General features: G+C 44.2%; 20 protein-coding genes, 5 tRNA genes and 2 other annotated features. All 25 genes read left to right on the top strand.

Translation table 11 applies throughout. The features are described 5' to 3' along the window. Positions 1-29 precede the first annotated feature (29 nt). The 25 genes from gltX to rpoB all read left to right on the top strand — a co-directional run bounded on the left by gltX (position 30) and on the right by rpoB (position 17,912). Positions 30-1,478 (top strand): glutamate--tRNA ligase, encoded by a 1,449-nt coding sequence (gltX, locus tag ACZ5Q0_RS04810; protein ID WP_446819099.1) that lies wholly within the window; start codon positions 30-32, stop codon positions 1,476-1,478. 83 nt (positions 1,479-1,561) lie between these two features. Then, positions 1,562-1,785: a binding site (T-box leader), on the top strand. A 63-nt stretch (positions 1,786-1,848) separates the two neighbouring features. After that, positions 1,849-2,571 (top strand): serine O-acetyltransferase, encoded by a 723-nt coding sequence (gene cysE / locus ACZ5Q0_RS04805; protein ID WP_446819100.1) that lies wholly within the window; start codon positions 1,849-1,851, stop codon positions 2,569-2,571. Next, positions 2,510-4,102, top strand: coding sequence for a cysteine--tRNA ligase (gene cysS, locus ACZ5Q0_RS04800; protein WP_446819101.1), 1,593 nt, complete (start codon positions 2,510-2,512; stop codon positions 4,100-4,102). The genes cysE and cysS overlap by 62 nt, the downstream gene beginning before the upstream one ends. Further along, a complete protein-coding gene (locus ACZ5Q0_RS04795; protein WP_446819102.1) occupies positions 4,092-4,484 on the top strand; it encodes a Mini-ribonuclease 3 in 393 nt (130 codons plus the stop codon). Before cysS ends, ACZ5Q0_RS04795 begins: the two co-directional genes overlap by 11 nt. A 109-nt stretch (positions 4,485-4,593) precedes the next feature. Then, the gene (gene thyX, locus ACZ5Q0_RS04790; protein WP_446819103.1) at positions 4,594-5,280 is read left to right on the top strand and encodes an FAD-dependent thymidylate synthase; all 687 of its coding nucleotides are present in this window, start codon (positions 4,594-4,596) and stop codon (positions 5,278-5,280) included. 145 nt (positions 5,281-5,425) lie between these two features. After that, entirely contained in the window at positions 5,426-6,160 is a 735-nt protein-coding gene (gene rlmB / locus ACZ5Q0_RS04785; RefSeq protein ID WP_446819104.1) for a 23S rRNA (guanosine(2251)-2'-O)-methyltransferase RlmB, read from the top strand. A gap of 34 nt (positions 6,161-6,194) precedes the next feature. Beyond that, the gene (locus ACZ5Q0_RS04780) at positions 6,195-6,458 is read left to right on the top strand and encodes an NYN domain-containing protein (protein WP_447182866.1); all 264 of its coding nucleotides are present in this window, start codon (positions 6,195-6,197) and stop codon (positions 6,456-6,458) included. Continuing rightward, positions 6,443-6,634 (top strand): NYN domain-containing protein, encoded by a 192-nt coding sequence (locus ACZ5Q0_RS04775; RefSeq protein WP_447182773.1) that lies wholly within the window; start codon positions 6,443-6,445, stop codon positions 6,632-6,634. Before ACZ5Q0_RS04780 ends, ACZ5Q0_RS04775 begins: the two co-directional genes overlap by 16 nt. 199 nt (positions 6,635-6,833) lie before the next feature. Next, positions 6,834-7,481, top strand: a complete 648-nt coding sequence (gene sigH, locus ACZ5Q0_RS04770) for an RNA polymerase sporulation sigma factor SigH (protein ID WP_446819105.1) — start codon at positions 6,834-6,836, stop codon at positions 7,479-7,481. 162 nt (positions 7,482-7,643) lie between these two features. Further along, positions 7,644-7,718: transfer RNA gene (locus tag ACZ5Q0_RS04765), tRNA-Thr, on the top strand. Between the two features lie 11 nt (positions 7,719-7,729). Beyond that, positions 7,730-7,814, top strand: a tRNA-Tyr gene (locus tag ACZ5Q0_RS04760). Between the two features lie 6 nt (positions 7,815-7,820). Further along, positions 7,821-7,896: transfer RNA gene (locus ACZ5Q0_RS04755), tRNA-Met, on the top strand. 11 nt (positions 7,897-7,907) lie between these two features. Further along, positions 7,908-7,983, top strand: a tRNA-Thr gene (locus ACZ5Q0_RS04750). A gap of 3 nt (positions 7,984-7,986) precedes the next feature. Then, positions 7,987-8,063 (top strand) — tRNA-Met (locus ACZ5Q0_RS04745). 128 nt (positions 8,064-8,191) lie between these two features. Beyond that, positions 8,192-9,397, top strand: a complete 1,206-nt coding sequence (gene tuf / locus ACZ5Q0_RS04740; protein ID WP_446819106.1) for an elongation factor Tu — start codon at positions 8,192-8,194, stop codon at positions 9,395-9,397. A 75-nt stretch (positions 9,398-9,472) separates the two neighbouring features. Next, positions 9,473-9,607, top strand: coding sequence for a hypothetical protein (locus tag ACZ5Q0_RS04735; protein WP_464827262.1), 135 nt, complete (start codon positions 9,473-9,475; stop codon positions 9,605-9,607). Positions 9,608-9,674: 67 nt separating this feature from the next. After that, entirely contained in the window at positions 9,675-9,824 is a 150-nt protein-coding gene (rpmG, locus tag ACZ5Q0_RS04730; protein WP_446819107.1) for a 50S ribosomal protein L33, read from the top strand. A gap of 16 nt (positions 9,825-9,840) precedes the next feature. Next, entirely contained in the window at positions 9,841-10,089 is a 249-nt protein-coding gene (gene secE, locus ACZ5Q0_RS04725) for a preprotein translocase subunit SecE (protein WP_446819108.1), read from the top strand. Beyond that, complete coding sequence (nusG, locus tag ACZ5Q0_RS04720; RefSeq protein ID WP_464827261.1) at positions 10,089-10,709, top strand: transcription termination/antitermination protein NusG; 621 nt, start codon at positions 10,089-10,091, stop codon at positions 10,707-10,709. The genes secE and nusG overlap by 1 nt, the downstream gene beginning before the upstream one ends. Positions 10,710-10,721: 12 nt before the next feature. Then, a complete protein-coding gene (gene rplK, locus ACZ5Q0_RS04715; protein WP_446819109.1) occupies positions 10,722-11,147 on the top strand; it encodes a 50S ribosomal protein L11 in 426 nt (141 codons plus the stop codon). A 51-nt stretch (positions 11,148-11,198) separates the two neighbouring features. Further along, a complete protein-coding gene (gene rplA / locus ACZ5Q0_RS04710; RefSeq protein WP_446819110.1) occupies positions 11,199-11,900 on the top strand; it encodes a 50S ribosomal protein L1 in 702 nt (233 codons plus the stop codon). A 14-nt stretch (positions 11,901-11,914) separates the two neighbouring features. Then, positions 11,915-12,072 (top strand) — a sequence feature (ribosomal protein L10 leader region). A 30-nt stretch (positions 12,073-12,102) separates the two neighbouring features. After that, positions 12,103-12,627: a 50S ribosomal protein L10 gene (rplJ, locus tag ACZ5Q0_RS04705; protein WP_447182772.1), complete on the top strand. Its 525-nt coding sequence runs from the start codon at positions 12,103-12,105 to the stop codon at positions 12,625-12,627. 40 nt (positions 12,628-12,667) lie between these two features. Next, positions 12,668-13,042, top strand: a complete 375-nt coding sequence (gene rplL / locus ACZ5Q0_RS04700; protein WP_446819112.1) for a 50S ribosomal protein L7/L12 — start codon at positions 12,668-12,670, stop codon at positions 13,040-13,042. A 603-nt stretch (positions 13,043-13,645) separates the two neighbouring features. Continuing rightward, positions 13,646-14,356 (top strand): hypothetical protein, encoded by a 711-nt coding sequence (locus ACZ5Q0_RS04695; protein ID WP_447182771.1) that lies wholly within the window; start codon positions 13,646-13,648, stop codon positions 14,354-14,356. A gap of 178 nt (positions 14,357-14,534) precedes the next feature. Further along, a complete protein-coding gene (gene rpoB / locus ACZ5Q0_RS04690) occupies positions 14,535-17,912 on the top strand; it encodes a DNA-directed RNA polymerase subunit beta (RefSeq protein ID WP_447182770.1) in 3,378 nt (1,125 codons plus the stop codon). The last annotated feature ends 1 nt before the right edge of the window (position 17,913 follow it).

Below are 17,913 nucleotides of genomic sequence, written 5' to 3'. Positions count from 1 at the left end.
TTAGAGGAATTAATCAGGGAGGGAAGCTAATGAGCAAACCCAGAGTAAGATTTGCACCCAGTCCAACCGGGCCATTACATATTGGGGGAGCAAGATCTGCATTATTTAATTATTTAATTGCTGCCCACCAGGGTGGAGAACTGGTCTTACGTATCGAAGATACTGATTTGGACCGTTCCCGGCGAGAATATGAAGATGAAATTATTAAATCCCTCAGGTGGTTAGGATTAACCTGGTCTGAGGGTGTGGATGTTGGTGGAGATAATGGGCCGTATCGCCAGACTGAGCGGTTGTCTATTTACCAGGAATATGTGGAAAAGTTATTGGAATCTGGGCAGGCCTATTATTGCTTCTGTACCGAAGCAGAGTTAGAGGCCCAGAGAAAATCTCTGATGGAACAAGGGGAAACCCCTCGCTATCTGGGTAAGTGTCGCTATCTTAGTGAGGAGGAGAAACAGGAAAAATTGGCCCAGGGTATTAAACCTACTATCCGCTTTAAAGTACCGGAAAACCAGGTTTATGTAGTTCATGACCTGGTAAGGGGTAAGGTGGCTTTCGAGAGTGAGAATATCGGTGATTTCATTATTGTTAAGTCCGATGGTATTCCCACATATAATTTTGCGGTGGTTATTGATGATAGTCTGATGGGTATTACCCATGTCGTAAGGGCGGAGGAACATCTTACTAATACTCCCCGCCAGTTAATGATATACGAAGCCTTAAATTTGAAACGTCCCGAGTTTGCTCATATTTCTCTTATTCTGGGTAATGACCGCCAAAAGATGAGTAAACGACATGGGGCTACTTCGTTAATACAATACCGGGAAATGGGTTATCTGCCGGAAGCATTGTTTAATTTTCTGGCTCTTATGGGGTGGTCTCCAGAAGGAGAAGAGGAAATTCTTTCCCCAGAGGAAATTATTAAGTCTTTTAGCCTGGAAAGGGTAGCTAAAAGTCCAGCTGTTTTTGATCTGGATAAATTAAACTGGATAAATCAGCAGTATATTAAGCGTCTGAATAATGAGGAGTTAAACCTCCGGTTGCAACCGTTTTTTAACCAGTCCGTTTACCGGCAGCAGTTGGAGAGCCTTAGCGGCGGGCAGATGGAGGTACTGTTAGGAGATTTACGGGATCGTTTGGTATGCCTGGGGGAAGTGGACCAGCAGTTACAAGTATTCTTTGGTGATATTGAGTATCAGGAGAAAGCTCTGGAGGTATTACGACAAGAGAATGTTATGCTGGTACTGGATAAGTTTGCCGGGGAATTACCTGACTTTACCAATCCTGCCGAGATTAAACGGTTTATTAAAACCATTGTCAAACAGACCAAACTAAAACCTAAAGATGTCTTTATGCCTTTACGTTGTGCTTTAACCGGGCAGGTACATGGACCTGATCTGCCGGATATTATCACTGTTTGGGGTAAACAAAAAACCTTGAGTAGGATTGAGCATACGGTAGCTATGTTGAAGAATTAACAGCAGGTTGAATTCCAGTTTTAGTCTGCTAGGATATGATTGACATTACCTGAACGTGTGCATATAATGCAACTAAGCTATAAATAAATGCGGAGAACGGGAGAAGTAGGTATCAATCGCCGCCAGAGAGGAAAAGTCACCGGCTGAGAGCTTTTCCAGGTATGAGGATGGTGAAATGCACCCGGGAGCAGATATACTGAATTTAAGTAGGTATATACGGTTTACCGCCGTTAAAGGTATCAAGAGGAGTGCCTGAAGGCCTCTAAAAGAGTGGAACCGCGGAAGAATAAAGCCTTTCGTCTCTTAAGAGACGAAAGGCTTTTATTTTACTGCTGGGAAGAAGCTTTAAAAATTATTGGAGGGGATTTAAATGTTGGCGGCTTTGAAGCGGGAAATCCAGGTAGTTTTCGAACGTGATCCAGCAGCACGTAGTGTGCTGGAGGTCCTTTTTTGTTATCCTGGGTTTCATGCGGTCATACATCACCGGGCAGCCCATTTTTTCTACCGTAAAAGGCTCTTTTTTCTAGCTCGCCTGATTTCTCATATTAGCCGTCATCTTACCGGCATCGAGATCCACCCGGGGGCGCAAATCGGGCAGGGTTTTTTTATTGATCATGGTCATGGGGTAGTTATAGGTGAAACTGCTGAAGTAGGGGATAATGTTACTATATACCAGGGGGTTACCCTGGGGGGTACAGGGAAACAAAAGGGTAAGCGTCATCCTACGGTAGGTAATAATGTGGTTATTAGTGCGGGAGCTAAGGTATTGGGATCATTTACCGTAGGGGATAATGTTAAAATAGGTGCCGGGTCGGTGGTGCTAAAGAGTGTTCCTCCTAATTGTACGGTAGTTGGTGTGCCGGGACGCATAGTGGTACGCGATGGAGCCAGAGTCGCGGACGGCAAGGTCACCGTGGATCTGGAGCACCATATGCTGCCTGACCCGATTGCTGATACACTAACGGCTATGCAGGCTAAGATTGATGAACTGGAAAAATGCCTGCAAAAAATTGAAAGGGAGGCTGTTGCCGATGCGGATATTCAATACATTAAGCGGCAAAAAAGAAAAACTGGAAACGTTGAAACCGCATGAAGTTAAAATGTATGTTTGCGGTCCTACTACCTATAACTATATTCACCTGGGTAATGCCCGGCCGATGGTAGTGTTCGATACGGTGCGCCGCTATATGGAATACCGGGGATACCAGGTTTCTTATGTACAAAACTTTACGGATGTAGACGATAAAATTATAAACCGGGGACGGGAAGAAGGAGAAGATCCGTTGGTCCTGTCACAATGCTATATAGATGAGTATTTTAAGGATGCGGATGCTTTAGGAATTCGCCGGGCCGATATTCATCCCCGGGTTAGTGAACATATGCCTCAGATTATTGAGGCGGTTCAGTCACTAATTGATAAAGGATATGCTTATCAGGTGGACGGGGATGTATTTTACCGAGTAAGGGCGTTTTCTTCTTATGGTAAGTTATCGGGTCGTACCCTGGAAGATATGTTGTCCGGAGCCCGGATCGAAGTTGACCAGCGTAAAGAAGATCCGGTCGACTTTGCTCTCTGGAAAACAGCTAAAGAAGGAGAACCTTCCTGGGATAGCCCCTGGGGAAAAGGTCGTCCCGGATGGCATATAGAATGTTCTGTAATGTCTACCCACTATTTAGGCGATACCATTGATATACACGGTGGGGGAAGTGACCTGATTTTTCCTCACCACGAAAATGAAATTGCTCAGGCAGAGGCTCTTACTGGACAACCTTTTGTCCGCTACTGGATGCATAATGGTTTTATAACGGTTAATAACGAAAAAATGTCCAAATCCTTAGGTAATTTTTTTGTTCTCCGGGATATATTAAATAATTATCCGGCTGATGTGGTACGCTTTTATCTGATTGCTACTCATTATCGTAGTCCGTTAGATTTTGATGATGGTAAACTGGAAGAGGCTCGCCGTGCCCTGGCTCGCTTAAAAAATACTTTAGTTTTACTAAAAGAGTTTGGTATGGATGAGGAAAAAGGTCCTGCATATACTGGAACTGGTGATCAGGTGTTAGAGTCCGTAAAAGAGCTGGAAGCCAAGTTTGTTGAGGCTATGGATGATGACTTTAATACAGCTAAAGCTATTGGCCATCTTTTCGAAATGGCTCACCAGATTAACAGTTTCCTGGCTAGTGCAGATAGGTCTAATCCTGATGATCAGTTAACTGCCGGGCAGTCCGGGGAAGTGTTTTACAAGTTAGGTGATCTGCTGGGAATATTTTTTATGGCTGATCAGGACGAGGAAGCCGCTTTAGAAAAAGTATTAGGCATTTTTGCCCGGATGCGCCAGGAAGCTCGCCGGGAGAAAGATTTTGTTCTGGCGGATATGCTGCGCGATTATCTTCGTACCCAGGGAGTTAGTGTGGAAGACATGGATACTGGTAGCCGGTTCCGTTATGATGCACCACCGGCGGTAGGTGATTTGATAGAAAAACTCATCGAATTACGGGCTACCTATAAATCCCGCCGGGAGTACAACCGGGCTGATGGAATACGTGACTATCTGCAGGAAGCCGGGATTGTAATTGAGGATACCCGGGAAGGAGTACGCTGGAAATTTGTTGAGGCATGAAATAATTGATGAAAATTCTTTAAAAGAATACTCAGCTGTGGTGCTAGCCTATATTGGCGATGCAGTTTTTGAGCTTATGGCCAGAACGCATATAGTGGTAGCCGGCAACAGAAAAGTTCGGGATATCCATCTAGATACAGTGGCATTAGTAAAGGCAGAAAGCCAGGCTCGGGTTCTCCGGCAGATATATGATGATCTTAGCCGGGAAGAGCAAGAGATAGTAAGAAGGGGCAGGAATGCTAAGAGCACTCCTCCCCGAAATGCTGATCGGGGAGATTATATGATGAGTACCGGGTTCGAAGCTTTGCTGGGCTATCTTTATCTAAAAGGGGAAGATGAACGGCTGATGTATCTCATTAACCTGGCCTTGGAGGTTTTATAAAAGTAAGGAAAAGCGTAATGCAACTGCCATCTGGTTAATAAAGCCAAAGTATTATAGTAGCTACATCAGGATCTCCTTTAACTATAATTGGGCGGAAGGGAGAAATAGGATGATTATCCGTAAACCACAGGTTTTGGTCTCGGAAAGTGACCTGGACTTGCGTATTATCAAACGCCTGGAGAGATATGCTAGGATATGTTATAAATCAGAACAGCGTATGGGGGAAGATTACAATCCCCGCTTTTTAAGGTCTATACTGGAACGAGGGCATGAATCAGTTATTGAGCATGAAAAAATAACTGCTTTATTTGTCGTAGATCGGGGTATATCCCATGAAATTGTACGACACCGGATTGCTTCCTATAGTCAGGAATCAACCCGTTACTGCAATTATGCCCAGGACAAATTCGGCAACGAAATTACGGTTATCGAGCCCTTCTTTTTGGAAAGGGAGGCTTATCGTCTCTGGGAGGAAGCCTGCTTAACCGCAGAAAAAAACTATATGCAGATGCTTAGTATGGGCTGTACACCCCAGGAGGCTCGCTCTATATTGCCAACCTGTCTAAAAACAGAATTAGCTGTAACTTATAATATTCGGGAATGGCGTCATTTTATGGCTTTGCGCTGTACACCGGCAGCTCATCCGCAAATGCGCCAGGTGGCCATCCCCTTATTGTTATTGTTCAAAAAGAAATTACCTATTCTTTTTGAAGATATAGAATTTGATCCAGATTTTGACCAACAACATTATGCCGAAGTTCTGGTTACAGATGACCTGTTTGTTCCTCTAGTTTAATATTGACAAAGGTATCCAGATATTGATTAATGGTACGGATTAGTATAGCCTTGGCCTTTTACCGGTAAAAGGATAAAACTACCCCCCAATAGCCAAGCTGCCAATAATATGAGGAAATAAATCTGACCGGTTATGGAGGAAATAAATGAAAGAAAGCATTACCGGAGTAAACAGCATCATTGAAGCTCTGACAGGTGAGAGACAGATTAATAAAATCATAGTTCAAAAGGGGCGCAGGAACGGGAGAATAGAGGCTATGCTGAATTTGGCTCGTGCCAAGAGGGTTCAGGTTCAGTTCGTTGAACGTAGTCGTATGGATCAGATGTTTAAGGGGGAACATCATCAGGGAGTAGCGGCTATGGTAGGGGAATATGAGTATGTATCCCTGGAGGATATTTTGGAACGAGCTGCCCGGCGGGGAGAGCCTCCTTTCGTAGTCATTCTGGATGGAATCGAAGATCCGCAAAATCTGGGTTCCATTATCCGTACAGCGGAATGTGCAGGTGCCCATGGGGTAATTATTCCCCGCCATCATGCTGCTGAGGTGACCTCTGTCGTAGTCAGAGCATCAGCCGGGGCAGTAGAACATATGGCAATTGCCCGGGAGACGAATCTAGTAAACACCATTAAGTTTCTGCAGGAAAAGGGTATGTGGATAATAGGGGCAGATATGCAAGGGGAAAATGAGTTTTACGCTACCGAGTTGCCTTTACCTGCTGCGGTGGTCATAGGTGGTGAGGGCAGGGGAATGCGCCGTCTGGTTCGGGAAAACTGCGATGTGCTAGTGAGGATACCTATGCGGGGAAAAATTAGTTCTTTAAATGCGTCGGTGGCGGCTGCTTTGCTAATTTATGAGGTAGTTCGCCGCCGGGAGGGTTAGTGGCGCAAGAGGTATTACTAGTTGAGGCTACAATATTATTTTCGTCTGGCCGGAATTAAACGAAATAGCTCGTGAACCACCGGAGGAGGCTTGCAACAGCTTACTGGATAGGTTGGTTAATTATGCAATCCTATCCGGTCAACAGGTGGTGGTTTTTGGCGGGCAGTTAGGTAAAAACAGTTATGAAGGCAAGGATTATTTCGGATTGAGCCTGGTATTTACTGGGGAGAAGCAAACTGCTGACGATTTTATCGTGACGGTATTCATCTCCCTGGGGTATAGATGCCCGGGTGGGTAGTCCCCGGAGATGCGGCCGAACAAAGCATAGGATTTTCCGGAGGAGCCTACTGGGTGACGGTTAGAGAATTGATGGAGGAGATAAGCCGGAGGCAAACTGTTATAAAGCAATTTGCCTGCCTGCCCAAGGGTGTATCCCGGGTTCACTCCCGTCTGGATAGCCAGGTGCGTGATTAATTTGAAAATATGCGTAGATAAACATAAATATACTATGCAGAGAGAGGCGTTTTTTGGAATAAAAACCATACCAATCTATGCCAGCAGGCAGTTGGCTTGACGACTGGTGGGCCAGTGGCTATAATTAATTATACGCCTACCTAGGGGGGTTCATATTATCTGAGCACGGGTAAATATTTATGCTATTGGAGGCGATTGAATGCCTAATTCTATCGCTGCACAAAGTTATATTACGTACACCGAGATGGCCGATGAAGAAATTGTAGAACTCGCCCAGCAGGGGGATCAATTTGCGGTAGAGTTTTTGGTTGATAAATATAAAAATTTTGTGCGCGCCAAAGCTAGATCGTATTTTTTGATCGGAGCTGACAAAGAAGATATCATCCAGGAAGGTATGATTGGTCTTTTTAAAGCCATTCGTGATTATAGGGTGGACAAGTTAACCTCTTTTCGTGCCTTCGCAGAGCTATGTATTACCAGGCAGATTATAACTGCCATTAAAACGGCTACCCGGCAAAAGCATATACCTCTTAATTCCTATGTTTCACTTAACAAACCTATTTATGATGAGGAATCCGACCGGACTTTGATGGACATTTTATCAACTAATAAGATATCTAATCCGGAAGAGATTATTATAAGCCGGGAAGAGTTTGTTTTTATTGAAAGGAAAATGGGGGAGATACTAAGCTCATTAGAGTGGAAGGTACTCATGGCCTATCTGGAAGGGAAATCTTACCAGGAGATTGCTGTCGAACTAAAGCGTCATGTTAAGTCTATTGATAATGCCTTACAAAGGGTTAAACGTAAGCTGGAAAAGTACCTGGAAGATAGAAATGAATTCTAAATAATAAAAAAGAAGAAAAGGCTTTATCTTTTATTCACCATATAGTAATATATTTCTTGGCGCCAATTAGGCGCCAAAAAGTTTTGCCAGGATTTACTCTGACAACCAAAAAAAAGCTCTATTGACTTTGCCCAGTTCAGAGGTTAAAATATTATTTGCTGAGCCGAGCTAGCTCAATGGCAGAGCAGCTGATTTGTAATCAGCAGGTTGCGGGTTCAAGTCCTGTGCTCGGCTCCAAAAGTTAATATGGAGGGATACCCAAGCGGCCAAAGGGGGCAGACTGTAAATCTGTTGGCGACGCCTTCGAAGGTTCGAATCCTTCTCCCTCCACCATAATATCGCGGGATGGAGCAGTTGGTAGCTCGTCGGGCTCATAACCCGAAGGTTGCCGGTTCAAGTCCGGCTCCCGCAACCAAATAAAAATTAGCCCATATAGCTCAGTTGGCAGAGCGCATCCTTGGTAAGGATGAGGTCACCGGTTCAAGTCCGGTTATGGGCTCCATATGGCGGCGTAGCTCAGTTGGCTAGAGCATACGGTTCATACCCGTAGTGTCAGGGGTTCAAATCCCTTCGCCGCTACCATTTGAAAATGAAGAAGTGGGATATTTTCCTACTTCTTTTATTTTACTTTTTTATTGGTTAAAATATAGGTTGATGGTCAAGAATCAAACTAAAACCCAAATTCAGAAAGGGGAAAGGTGAGAGGCAAAATGGCAAAGGCAAAATATGAGAGGACCAAACCTCATCTAAACATCGGGACGATCGGGCACGTGGACCATGGTAAGACAACCCTGACGGCAGCCATCACCCAGGTGTTGTCGAAAGCAGGCGGAGCGGTGGCCACATCCTATGATTCTATAGATAAGGCACCGGAAGAGAGAGAAAGAGGAATAACCATCAACACGTCTCACGTAGAATACGAAACTGAGACCAGACACTATGCCCACGTAGACTGCCCGGGTCATGCTGACTACATAAAGAACATGATCACTGGAGCAGCCCAGATGGATGGATCAATTCTGGTAGTGTCGGCAGCGGATGGTCCAATGCCTCAGACCAGAGAGCATATATTATTATCCCGTCAGGTAGGAGTACCGTATATTGTAGTATTTATGAACAAAGTAGACATGGTAGACGATGACGAGCTGTTAGAACTGGTAGAAATGGAGATCCGGGAACTGTTAAGCGAATATGAATTTCCTGGAGATGACATTCCGATAATTCAGGGATCAGCCTTAAAGGCCCTGGAATGTGGGTGTGGAAGTAATGAATGTCAGTGGTGTGGAAAAATCCAGGAGCTGATGGCAGCAGTAGATAGTTATGTACCACTACCGGAAAGAGCCACCGACAAGCCATTTTTAATGCCGGTTGAAGACGTATTCACCATAACCGGAAGAGGCACGGTAACTACGGGAAGAGTGGAAAGAGGAACCGTAAAAGTCGGTGATGAAGTAGAAATCATTGGACTGCGGGACGAGACCAGAAAGACAGTGTGCACCGGTGTAGAAATGTTCAGAAAGCTTTTAGACTATGCTGAAGCCGGTGACAACATTGGAACCCTGCTGCGTGGAGTAGACCGGAAAGAAGTAGAAAGAGGAATGGTTCTGGCCAAACCCGGCAGCATTAAACCGCATACTAATTTCTCGGCAGAAGTATATGTACTGACTAAGGAAGAAGGAGGCAGACATACCCCGTTCTTCCCAGGGTATCGTCCCCAGTTCTACTTCCGCACAACTGATGTTACTGGAGTTATCACCCTTCCTGAAGGAGTAGAAATGGTGATGCCCGGTGATAACATTCAGATGAAAATTGAACTGATTACCCCCATCGCAATCGAAGAAGGACTTCGATTTGCTATCCGTGAAGGAGGAAGAACTGTAGGAGCTGGTGTAGTTACTGCAATTGTTAATGGGTAATATATATTAACCTTTACTACCAAAAAGAGATACGCAGGGGATGGCATATTCCCTGCTATCAGTTTAAAACCTCTCATGCAGCATCATAAAAGCCTAAATCAAGGGTTTAACCTAAAAAGTTTGGCAGCCAGGTTAATTAAAACCTGCTCAGGTCAGGTAACAAAGGGTAACTTAGCCCGCCAGGAAGAAATATTAGTCAGTGTTCAGTGATTGACAGCAGGGATGCCCTTGTGATAGAGTATTGTAGGATTTTTGCGCATGGGATGGAGGTGTTATCATGAGAGTAGGTATCACCCTGGCATGTACAGAGTGTAAACAGCGCAACTATACAACGACCAAAGACAAAAAGAAACATACCGATAAGTTTGAGGTTAAAAAGTATTGCAAGTTTTGTAATACACACACTGTTCACCGAGAGATCAAGTAAGCAGGGAAGTGAATTTATGTCCAAAAACAGTGTTCCTGCCAAGAAAGATGACGGCATAACTTTAAAAGATCGTTGGGAAAACACTAAGGAATATTTCCGTGGTGTCTACAGTGAATTAAAGAAAGTTCACTGGCCGGATCGCAGACAATTAATTGGTTATACCGGCGTAGTGCTTTTTTCTGTTGCCCTGATGGCCCTTATTATTTGGCTTTTTGACTCTGGGCTTTCGTTCTTGCTTAACCAAATATTTAAAGCCTTTGCTTAATGGAGGAGGTGGTTCCCATTAGCACAGAACAGCAGTGGGACCAGAACATAAAAGAGGAAACTGACCAGGAATTAAAAACAGAAAATAACCATCGTGGCGAATGGTATGTAGTTCATACCTATTCTGGCTATGAGAATAAAATCAAGGTTGACCTGTCTAAGCGCGTAGAGTCCATGGGCATGCAGGATAAGATATTTGATGTTATTATTCCTGAAGAGCAAGAAGTGGAATACAAAGGCGGTAAGCGCAAGGTCACTACTAAAAGGGTTTTCCCGGGTTATGTTATTGTTAATATGATAATGGATGAAGATTCCTGGTATGTTGTTCGTCATACTCCTGGAGTTACTGGCTTTGTAGGTAGCGGAACCAAGCCGATTCCATTAATGCAGGAGGAAATAGACAAAATCCTCAGGCAGATGGGTCTTATTGAGAGCAATAAGCCCAAAATTATTGACATCGAAATAGGTGAAAGCATCCGGGTTAAGACTGGCCCCTTTGCCAACTTTGAAGGCGTGGTTAAGGAATTACTTCCCGACCGGGGTAAAGTAAGAGTGCATATTTCTATGTTCGGCAGGGAAACCCCTGTGGAACTTGATTATGAACAAATTGAAAAGATTTAGGGAGGTGAAATAATGGCCAAGAAAGTGATCGGCAAGGTATCATTGCAAATTCCTGCTGGAAAAGCTACTCCTGCACCACCAGTAGGACCGGCCCTGGGTCAATACGGGGTTAATATAATGGGCTTTTGCAAGGATTATAATGCCAAAACTGCCAATCAGGCTGGATTTATTGTACCGGTGGAGATTACTGTATTTGAGGATCGCTCATTTACCTTTACTCTCAAATCACCACCAGCATCTGACCTCTTAAAAAAAGCAGCCAGCATAACCAAAGGTTCCGGAGAACCTAACAAAAATAAAATCGGTAAGGTCAACCGGGCTAAACTGGTGGAAATTGCTGAAATGAAAAAAGCTGACCTTAATGCGACCGACTTAGATGCAGCCATTCGCATGATCGAAGGCACAGCCCGTAGTATGGGCCTGGAAGTAGTCGATTAGTATTATGTGGGAGGATTATTAAATCCGTAAGCACCACAAGGAGGATGTAAAATGAAAAAGGGAAAAGCCTATAAGGAAAGCCTGGCGAAGGTGGACCGTACTAAACTATATGAACCCCGCGAAGCTGTTGAACTGGTTAAACAAGTAGCTACCGCTAAATTTGATGAGACTATTGAAGTTCATATTAAATTAGGTGTAGATCCCCGCCATGCTGACCAGCAGGTTAGAGGAACTGTAAGCCTACCCCATGGAACCGGTAAAACCCGCCGGGTACTGGTATTTGCTAAAGGCGAGAAAGCTAAAGAAGCGGAAACAGCTGGTGCTGATTATGTAGGGGCAGAAGACCTGGCTGAAAAGATACAGGGTGGATGGTTTGACTTTGATGTAGCCGTAGCTACTCCTGATATGATGGGTGTAGTCGGAAGATTAGGTAAGATACTGGGTCCTCGTGGATTAATGCCAAACCCGAAGGCTGGAACAGTAACCTTTGAAGTTGAAAAAACTATTAAAGAGTTAAAAGCCGGACGTATTGAATATCGTATTGATAAAAGTGCCATTATACATGTCCCGATTGGGCGGGCTTCCTTTGAAGTGGACCAGCTTATGGACAACTTAAATGTCTTTGCTGAAACGCTGATTAAGGCTAAACCTGCTGCTGCTAAGGGTCAATATATGCGCTCGGTAACCTTATGTTCTACCATGAGCCCGGGAATAAAAATTAACCCGGTTGTATTGATGGCCGCAAATAAGTAAACTAGTTTTAGTTGATAAAATTGAAAATGTGACTGTAGACAGCCGGTGGCCATAAGGCCTTAATGAACACTGATTCGCCTGCCGAGGTTTTAACGGAATAGATGCTGCTGTATTAACAGGAGTAGTGTTCGTTACCTCTGCCATTGTCTGCAGGGGTTTTTCATTTTATAGTGCAGGATAGATCAGAAGGGGGTGACAATGGATGCCCAAAATGGAAGAAAAACAAAGGATTGTAGCTGAACTAGAGAACAAAATAAATGAAGCTTCCCTGGTTATATTTACTGATTATCGTGGTCTTAACGTTAAGGAAATGACTGAGTTAAGAAACCGGTTGCGTGCTCCGGGTGTTGAATACCAGGTAGTAAAAAACACCTTGACTGAGTTTGCCTTAAAGAATACAGGATATGAGGCGATGGCAGATCAAATAGCCGGACCTAATGCGGTTATTTTCAGTAAAGATGACCCGGTTGGACCAGCTAAAGAAGTTTTTAATTTCATTAAGGAATTCAAAAAATTGGATGTCAAGATCGGCATTTTGGAGGGACAGACAGTTACTCCGGATAAACTTAAAGCCCTGGCCGATCTGCCACCTAGAGAGGTGCTTATTGGGCAGGTGCTGGGGACTATGCAGGCCCCGATTACCAGTCTGGTTTATGTGCTTAATGCCAACATCACTGGTTTGGTAAGAACACTGGATCAGATACGGGAACAAAAACAAGCTGGTTAAATTGTTTAAATTAGACTAACATAACGGGAGGAATTCACCGATGAGTAAAGTACAGGAAGTTATTGATATTGTAAAAGAAATGACCGTTCTGGAACTGTCCGAACTGGTTAAAGCTATGGAAGAAGAATTTGGCGTAAGTGCTGCTGCCCCCATGGCAGTTGCTGCTCCGGCCGCTGCTGCTCCGGCAGAAGCTGCTGAGGAAAAGACTGAATTTGATGTTATCCTGACCTCTTGCGGCGAAAAGAAAATCAATGTCATTAAAGTGGTCCGCGAGATTACTGGTCTGGGACTTAAGGAAGCCAAAGCTCTAGTTGACGAAGCTCCCAACCCCATTAAAGAAAAAATCTCCAAGGATGAAGCTAATGAGATCAAAGCTAAGATCGAAGAAGTTGGCGGTTCAGTAGAAGTAAAATAATTAATTGAGAAAACTGATAAATAGGAAAGGCGCCCGTCGGGCGCCTTTAATTTTTCGGAACTACCACTGCCAGCAGCATAACCATCATATTGTATGGTGTTAGTTTGCATACATAAATATTCCAGCTCCCCACTGGATCTGGGAAAAACCAACTGCTTGTCTTGCGGCTCCAGGGGCTACCGGGCCAATTCATATCCATGTTCAAGACCTTATTAGTGAGGGATAGTGAACATTGGTAGTACCCTGTGGGTACGGCCTGCTTACCACGTCCGTGCCACTGGCTCCCTTCCCCCCTCTGCCTTCCCATGTTGTTTTAACCGGGTTGCCTCTTAACATGGCGCTCCATATTTAGGTATTCAAACTAGCTGGTTTATTTTTATAGGCAGCAGCATCAGAACAAAACCCCTGGCCACTACCAGTTGGAGTTCCGGTTTTTTTCGGAATATTCAGGCAGTCTTACCCGCGTGACGACAATGAACAACATAAATAGACTTACTTCATAATAAAATCCCGGAATTATATATTTTCTTTTATTGATGAAGCGCCATTTATATTATAATCTAATGTTAGGTTTAATTTACTGATAGAAGGGAAATGATGTTAATGCATAAGTATCTGAACTTGACTATTGCGTTAATCATTTTCGTTATCGTCATATCCGTACCCAGATCGGCTATGGGTGCGGAGGCTGAGTGGAAAATCCAATGGGGGGACAACCAGCAACTGTTAGAAACCGTTACTATTAGCGGTACAGATATCCAGGTGGATGACCATACCTGGAAAACTACTCAAACTAATGGACGCCTTATTTTTTCCCGGGAGGTGCCGGGGTGGGATAGCTATACTAAACTTAACGACCGTCTTCCTCTGCAGGTTAATAGCCGTAATTTTCTAATATTAAAGATGTTTGACCTGAAAATTGTACCTTATGAGTCTAATCCAAAGAACTTGTATGCGAACCTATCAGGTCTTGATAATGTTAATATAATTATGGAAGTGTCGGGGATAATTCGTGAAAGCTCTGCCGATGAAGTAATTGATTCAAAAGCTACATGGAAATTCCGGCTTAGTGATGATCTATTGCCGGAAGGCCCCTTGTTAAAAACAATCACCTTTAATGGTTTTTTGATAGCTGTACTTCTGGTGCTGATAGCTTTAATGGTAATAGGTATGGTATATGTGCGCGGGGTTCGTAGGGTAAACGCCTTACTCGAAGAGGAATACTCGATAGAGAACTTAGCCCCCCTTAAAGGGAGAGAAAACCATGAGGATTCCGAACCAATAGGGGAGGAGACCCCCAAAAAAATAACTTAATCTAATCCTTGACGACCTATCGCACTTGTGCTAACATTAATAATTGCCATTCGTGTTGAATGGCGGATAATTTTTTTGGAATACGTGTAGTGCAAAAAGCTTTGGTTAAAAAGCGAGGTTAGTCATAAACCTTGCTTTTCACTCTTTTGGGAATAAATAAAAGGGGTGAACGTTTTTAATGGCTCACATCGAACAATATGGTCGAGTCAAAAGACTTAGTTATTCCAGGATTGAAGAACCTATCGACTTGCCCAATCTTATTCAAGTGCAGTTGAGTTCGTATCAATGGTTTTTAGAAGAAGGGCTCCGCGACGCGCTCCATGAAGTTTTCCCCATTAATGATTTTACCGGAAATTTGGAACTTGATTTTCTTAGCTACAGCCTGGGGGATCCTAAATACTCAGTATATGAATGTAAAGAACGGGATGTGAGTTACCAGGCTCCGCTTAAGCTGAAGGTTCGTCTAACCGACAAGGAGAGCGGTGAAATTAAGGAATCGGAAGTTTATATGGGGGATCTGCCCTTGATGACGGACAAGGGAACCTTCATTATAAACGGGGCTGAGCGTGTAGTAGTTAGCCAGTTGGTCAAATCTCCCGGCGTATATTTTAGCGAGCGGTTTGATGCTGCTGGTAAGACGCTCTATGGTGCTACTTTAATCCCCAATCGGGGTGCCTGGTTTGAACTGGAGATGGACAGTGCGGGGATTATCTACACCCGTATCGACAAAACCAGAAAGATACCCGTTACCGTATTACTGCGAGCAATTGGTTATGAGACGAATGATGATGTACTAGAATTGTATGGTAATGATGAAACTATAATAAAAACGCTGGAAAAAGATCCAACCACCAACAAAAAAGAAGCCCTAATTGAATTTTATCGTCGCTTACGGCCGGGTGAAATGGCGACTGAAGATGCGGCAGAACAGTTATTAAATAATCTGTTCTTTGATCCCCGGCGTTATGACATGGCTACTGTCGGGCGTTATAAGGTAAACAAAAAGCTGGGCCTAGACATACCGGTGGAGGTACGTCACTTAACCGTAGAAGATATAGTTCGTACAATTGGTTACATGCTTAAACTGATTAATGGCGAGGGTAGAACAGATGTAATCGACCACCTGGGGAACCGCCGGCTGCGTTCTATTGGTGAACTCCTACAAAATCAGTTCAGAACTGGCCTGGTGCGTATGGAAAGGGTAGTACGGGAACGTATGAGTATTCATGATGTCGAAACCCTGACCCCGCAGGTATTAATAAATATCCGGCCCATTACGGCAGCAGTTAAGGAGTTTTTCGGCAGTTCACAACTATCTCAGTTTATGGACCAGACTAATCCCCTGGCTGAGTTGACCCACAAACGGCGTCTATCAGCTCTTGGTCCCGGCGGATTGACCAGGGAAAGGGCTGGTTTCCAGGTGCGAGATGTGCACCATTCCCATTATGGCCGTATCTGCCCTATAGAGACACCGGAAGGTCCGAACATAGGTCTGATCGGATCCCTGGCTACTTTTGCCCGGGTCAACGATTTCGGTTTTATCGAGACCCCTTACAGGAAGGTTGACAAAGAAAAGGGTCGTGTTTTAGACGAGATCAATTATCTTTCAGCTGATGAAGAAGAAACCTTCACGGTAGCCCAGGCTAATGCTCCCCTGGACGAAAAAGGATATTTTGTAGGGGATCGAGTGGAGGCCCGCTATGCTGACGAGATTCTAGAAGTACCAGTAAGCCGAGCCGATTATATGGACGTATCTCCTAAGCAGGTATTTAGTGTGGCTACGTCATTAATCCCATTTTTGGAAAACGATGATGCTAACCGTGCTCTGATGGGAGCCAACATGCAGCGTCAGGCAGTCCCGCTTATTAAAACCGAGGCTCCAGTGGTAGGCACCGGACTAGAATATAAAGCTGCCAAGGATTCAGGTTCCACAGTAGTATGCAAAAAATCTGGAGTAGTAAAAAAGGTTAGTGCCGATCGTATTGTTATTGATAATGACGATGGGACAACTGAAACTTATATTCTGATGAAGTTTATGCGTTCTAACCAGGGTACTTGCTATAACCAGAGACCTATTGTCAAGGTCGGTGAACGGGTGGAAGCAGATACCATTATCGCTGATGGACCTAGTACTGACCAGGGTGAGTTGGCTTTAGGGCGTAATGTACTCGTAGCCTTTATGCCCTGGGAAGGTTACAACTATGAAGATGCCATACTAATATCAGAAAAACTAGTAAAAGAGGATGTTTTTACATCCATTCATATAGAAGAATATGAGTGTGAGGCTCGCGATACCAAACTAGGCCCGGAAGAGATTACCCGTGATATTCCTAATGTTTCTGAAGATATGCTTAAAAATCTGGATGAACAAGGGGTTATTCGGGTAGGGGCGGAGGTTCGACCGGATGACATCCTGGTAGGAAAAGTAACTCCTAAGGGCGAAACAGAACTTACTCCAGAAGAGCGCTTGTTGCGGGCAATTTTTGGTGAAAAGGCCCGGGAAGTGCGAGATTCTTCTCTACGAGTTCCTCATGGTGAGGCTGGCAAGGTAGTGGCTGTAAAACGTTTTTCACGGGAAAAGGGTGATGAATTACCTCCAGGGGTTAATCAGTTGGTTCGCGTATATATCGCCCAAAAGCGGAAAATATCCGAGGGGGATAAAATGGCGGGCCGACATGGTAATAAGGGAGTTATATCCCGTATCCTTCCCGAAGAGGATATGCCATTTCTAGAGGACGGTACACCTGTACAAATAGTGCTTAATCCGTTAGGGGTACCATCCCGTATGAACATCGGGCAGATTCTGGAATGCCACATGGGATGGGCTGCTAAAATTTTAGGTTACAACATTGCCACCCCGGTATTTGATGGCGCTAATGAGATGGATATATTCGAGAAACTGGAAGAAGCCGGATTACCTTCTAGTGGAAAAACCGTACTGTATGATGGTCGAACCGGCGAACCTTTTGATCATGAAGTTACCGTAGGTTATGTTTATATGCTTAAATTGGCGCACCTGGTTGATGATAAAATTCATGCCCGATCTATTGGACCTTATTCATTGGTTACCCAGCAACCGCTGGGAGGCAAGGCCCAATTTGGCGGGCAGCGTTTCGGGGAAATGGAGGTATGGGCACTGGAGGCTTACGGTGCTTCCTATACCTTACAGGAGATCCTCACTGTTAAATCTGATGATGTGGTGGGGCGCCTAAAAACATATGAAGCGATTGTTAAAGGAGATAATATACCTGAGCCCGGAGTTCCTGAGGGATTTAAGGTGCTAATTAAAGAACTACAGAGCCTGGCTCTGGATGTACGTATTCTTTCAGGAGATGATAAGGAAATTCAGATCAAGGATGCCGATTACGAAGTTAATGAAAAGGAAAAAGCCCGGGAACTAGGGTTAGAATTACCAGAAGCTGCAGTTAATCAAAACAACAAAGCCCAGGCTAAGAAGAATAAAGATAATGACGATGATGATGAAGACGAAAAAGGACCTGATGATCTGGAGATTATTAATGAATTGGGCGAGGAAGGCAATGATGATGAAGACTAGG

Source organism: Syntrophomonas erecta subsp. sporosyntropha, from assembly GCF_055395365.1.
Note: the sequence above shows the minus strand (reverse complement) of the source record. Positions and strands in the feature narration are given on the sequence as shown.

What these genes read in the sequence shown, in the direction of transcription:
- gltX (WP_446819099.1), top strand. Translation starts at nt 30, where the DNA reads ATGAGCAAACCCAGAGTAAGATTTGCACCCAGTCCAACCGGGCCATTA.
- cysE (WP_446819100.1), top strand. Translation starts at nt 1,849, where the DNA reads ATGTTGGCGGCTTTGAAGCGGGAAATCCAGGTAGTTTTCGAACGTGAT.
- cysS (WP_446819101.1), top strand. Translation starts at nt 2,510, where the DNA reads ATGCGGATATTCAATACATTAAGCGGCAAAAAAGAAAAACTGGAAACG.
- thyX (WP_446819103.1), top strand. Translation starts at nt 4,594, where the DNA reads ATGATTATCCGTAAACCACAGGTTTTGGTCTCGGAAAGTGACCTGGAC.
- rlmB (WP_446819104.1), top strand. Translation starts at nt 5,426, where the DNA reads ATGAAAGAAAGCATTACCGGAGTAAACAGCATCATTGAAGCTCTGACA.
- ACZ5Q0_RS04775 (WP_447182773.1), top strand. Translation starts at nt 6,443, where the DNA reads ATGCCCGGGTGGGTAGTCCCCGGAGATGCGGCCGAACAAAGCATAGGA.
- sigH (WP_446819105.1), top strand. Translation starts at nt 6,834, where the DNA reads ATGCCTAATTCTATCGCTGCACAAAGTTATATTACGTACACCGAGATG.
- tuf (WP_446819106.1), top strand. Translation starts at nt 8,192, where the DNA reads ATGGCAAAGGCAAAATATGAGAGGACCAAACCTCATCTAAACATCGGG.
- ACZ5Q0_RS04735 (WP_464827262.1), top strand. Translation starts at nt 9,473, where the DNA reads ATGCAGCATCATAAAAGCCTAAATCAAGGGTTTAACCTAAAAAGTTTG.
- rpmG (WP_446819107.1), top strand. Translation starts at nt 9,675, where the DNA reads ATGAGAGTAGGTATCACCCTGGCATGTACAGAGTGTAAACAGCGCAAC.
- secE (WP_446819108.1), top strand. Translation starts at nt 9,841, where the DNA reads ATGTCCAAAAACAGTGTTCCTGCCAAGAAAGATGACGGCATAACTTTA.
- nusG (WP_464827261.1), top strand. Translation starts at nt 10,089, where the DNA reads ATGGAGGAGGTGGTTCCCATTAGCACAGAACAGCAGTGGGACCAGAAC.
- rplK (WP_446819109.1), top strand. Translation starts at nt 10,722, where the DNA reads ATGGCCAAGAAAGTGATCGGCAAGGTATCATTGCAAATTCCTGCTGGA.
- rplA (WP_446819110.1), top strand. Translation starts at nt 11,199, where the DNA reads ATGAAAAAGGGAAAAGCCTATAAGGAAAGCCTGGCGAAGGTGGACCGT.
- rplJ (WP_447182772.1), top strand. Translation starts at nt 12,103, where the DNA reads ATGCCCAAAATGGAAGAAAAACAAAGGATTGTAGCTGAACTAGAGAAC.
- rplL (WP_446819112.1), top strand. Translation starts at nt 12,668, where the DNA reads ATGAGTAAAGTACAGGAAGTTATTGATATTGTAAAAGAAATGACCGTT.
- ACZ5Q0_RS04695 (WP_447182771.1), top strand. Translation starts at nt 13,646, where the DNA reads ATGCATAAGTATCTGAACTTGACTATTGCGTTAATCATTTTCGTTATC.
- rpoB (WP_447182770.1), top strand. Translation starts at nt 14,535, where the DNA reads ATGGCTCACATCGAACAATATGGTCGAGTCAAAAGACTTAGTTATTCC.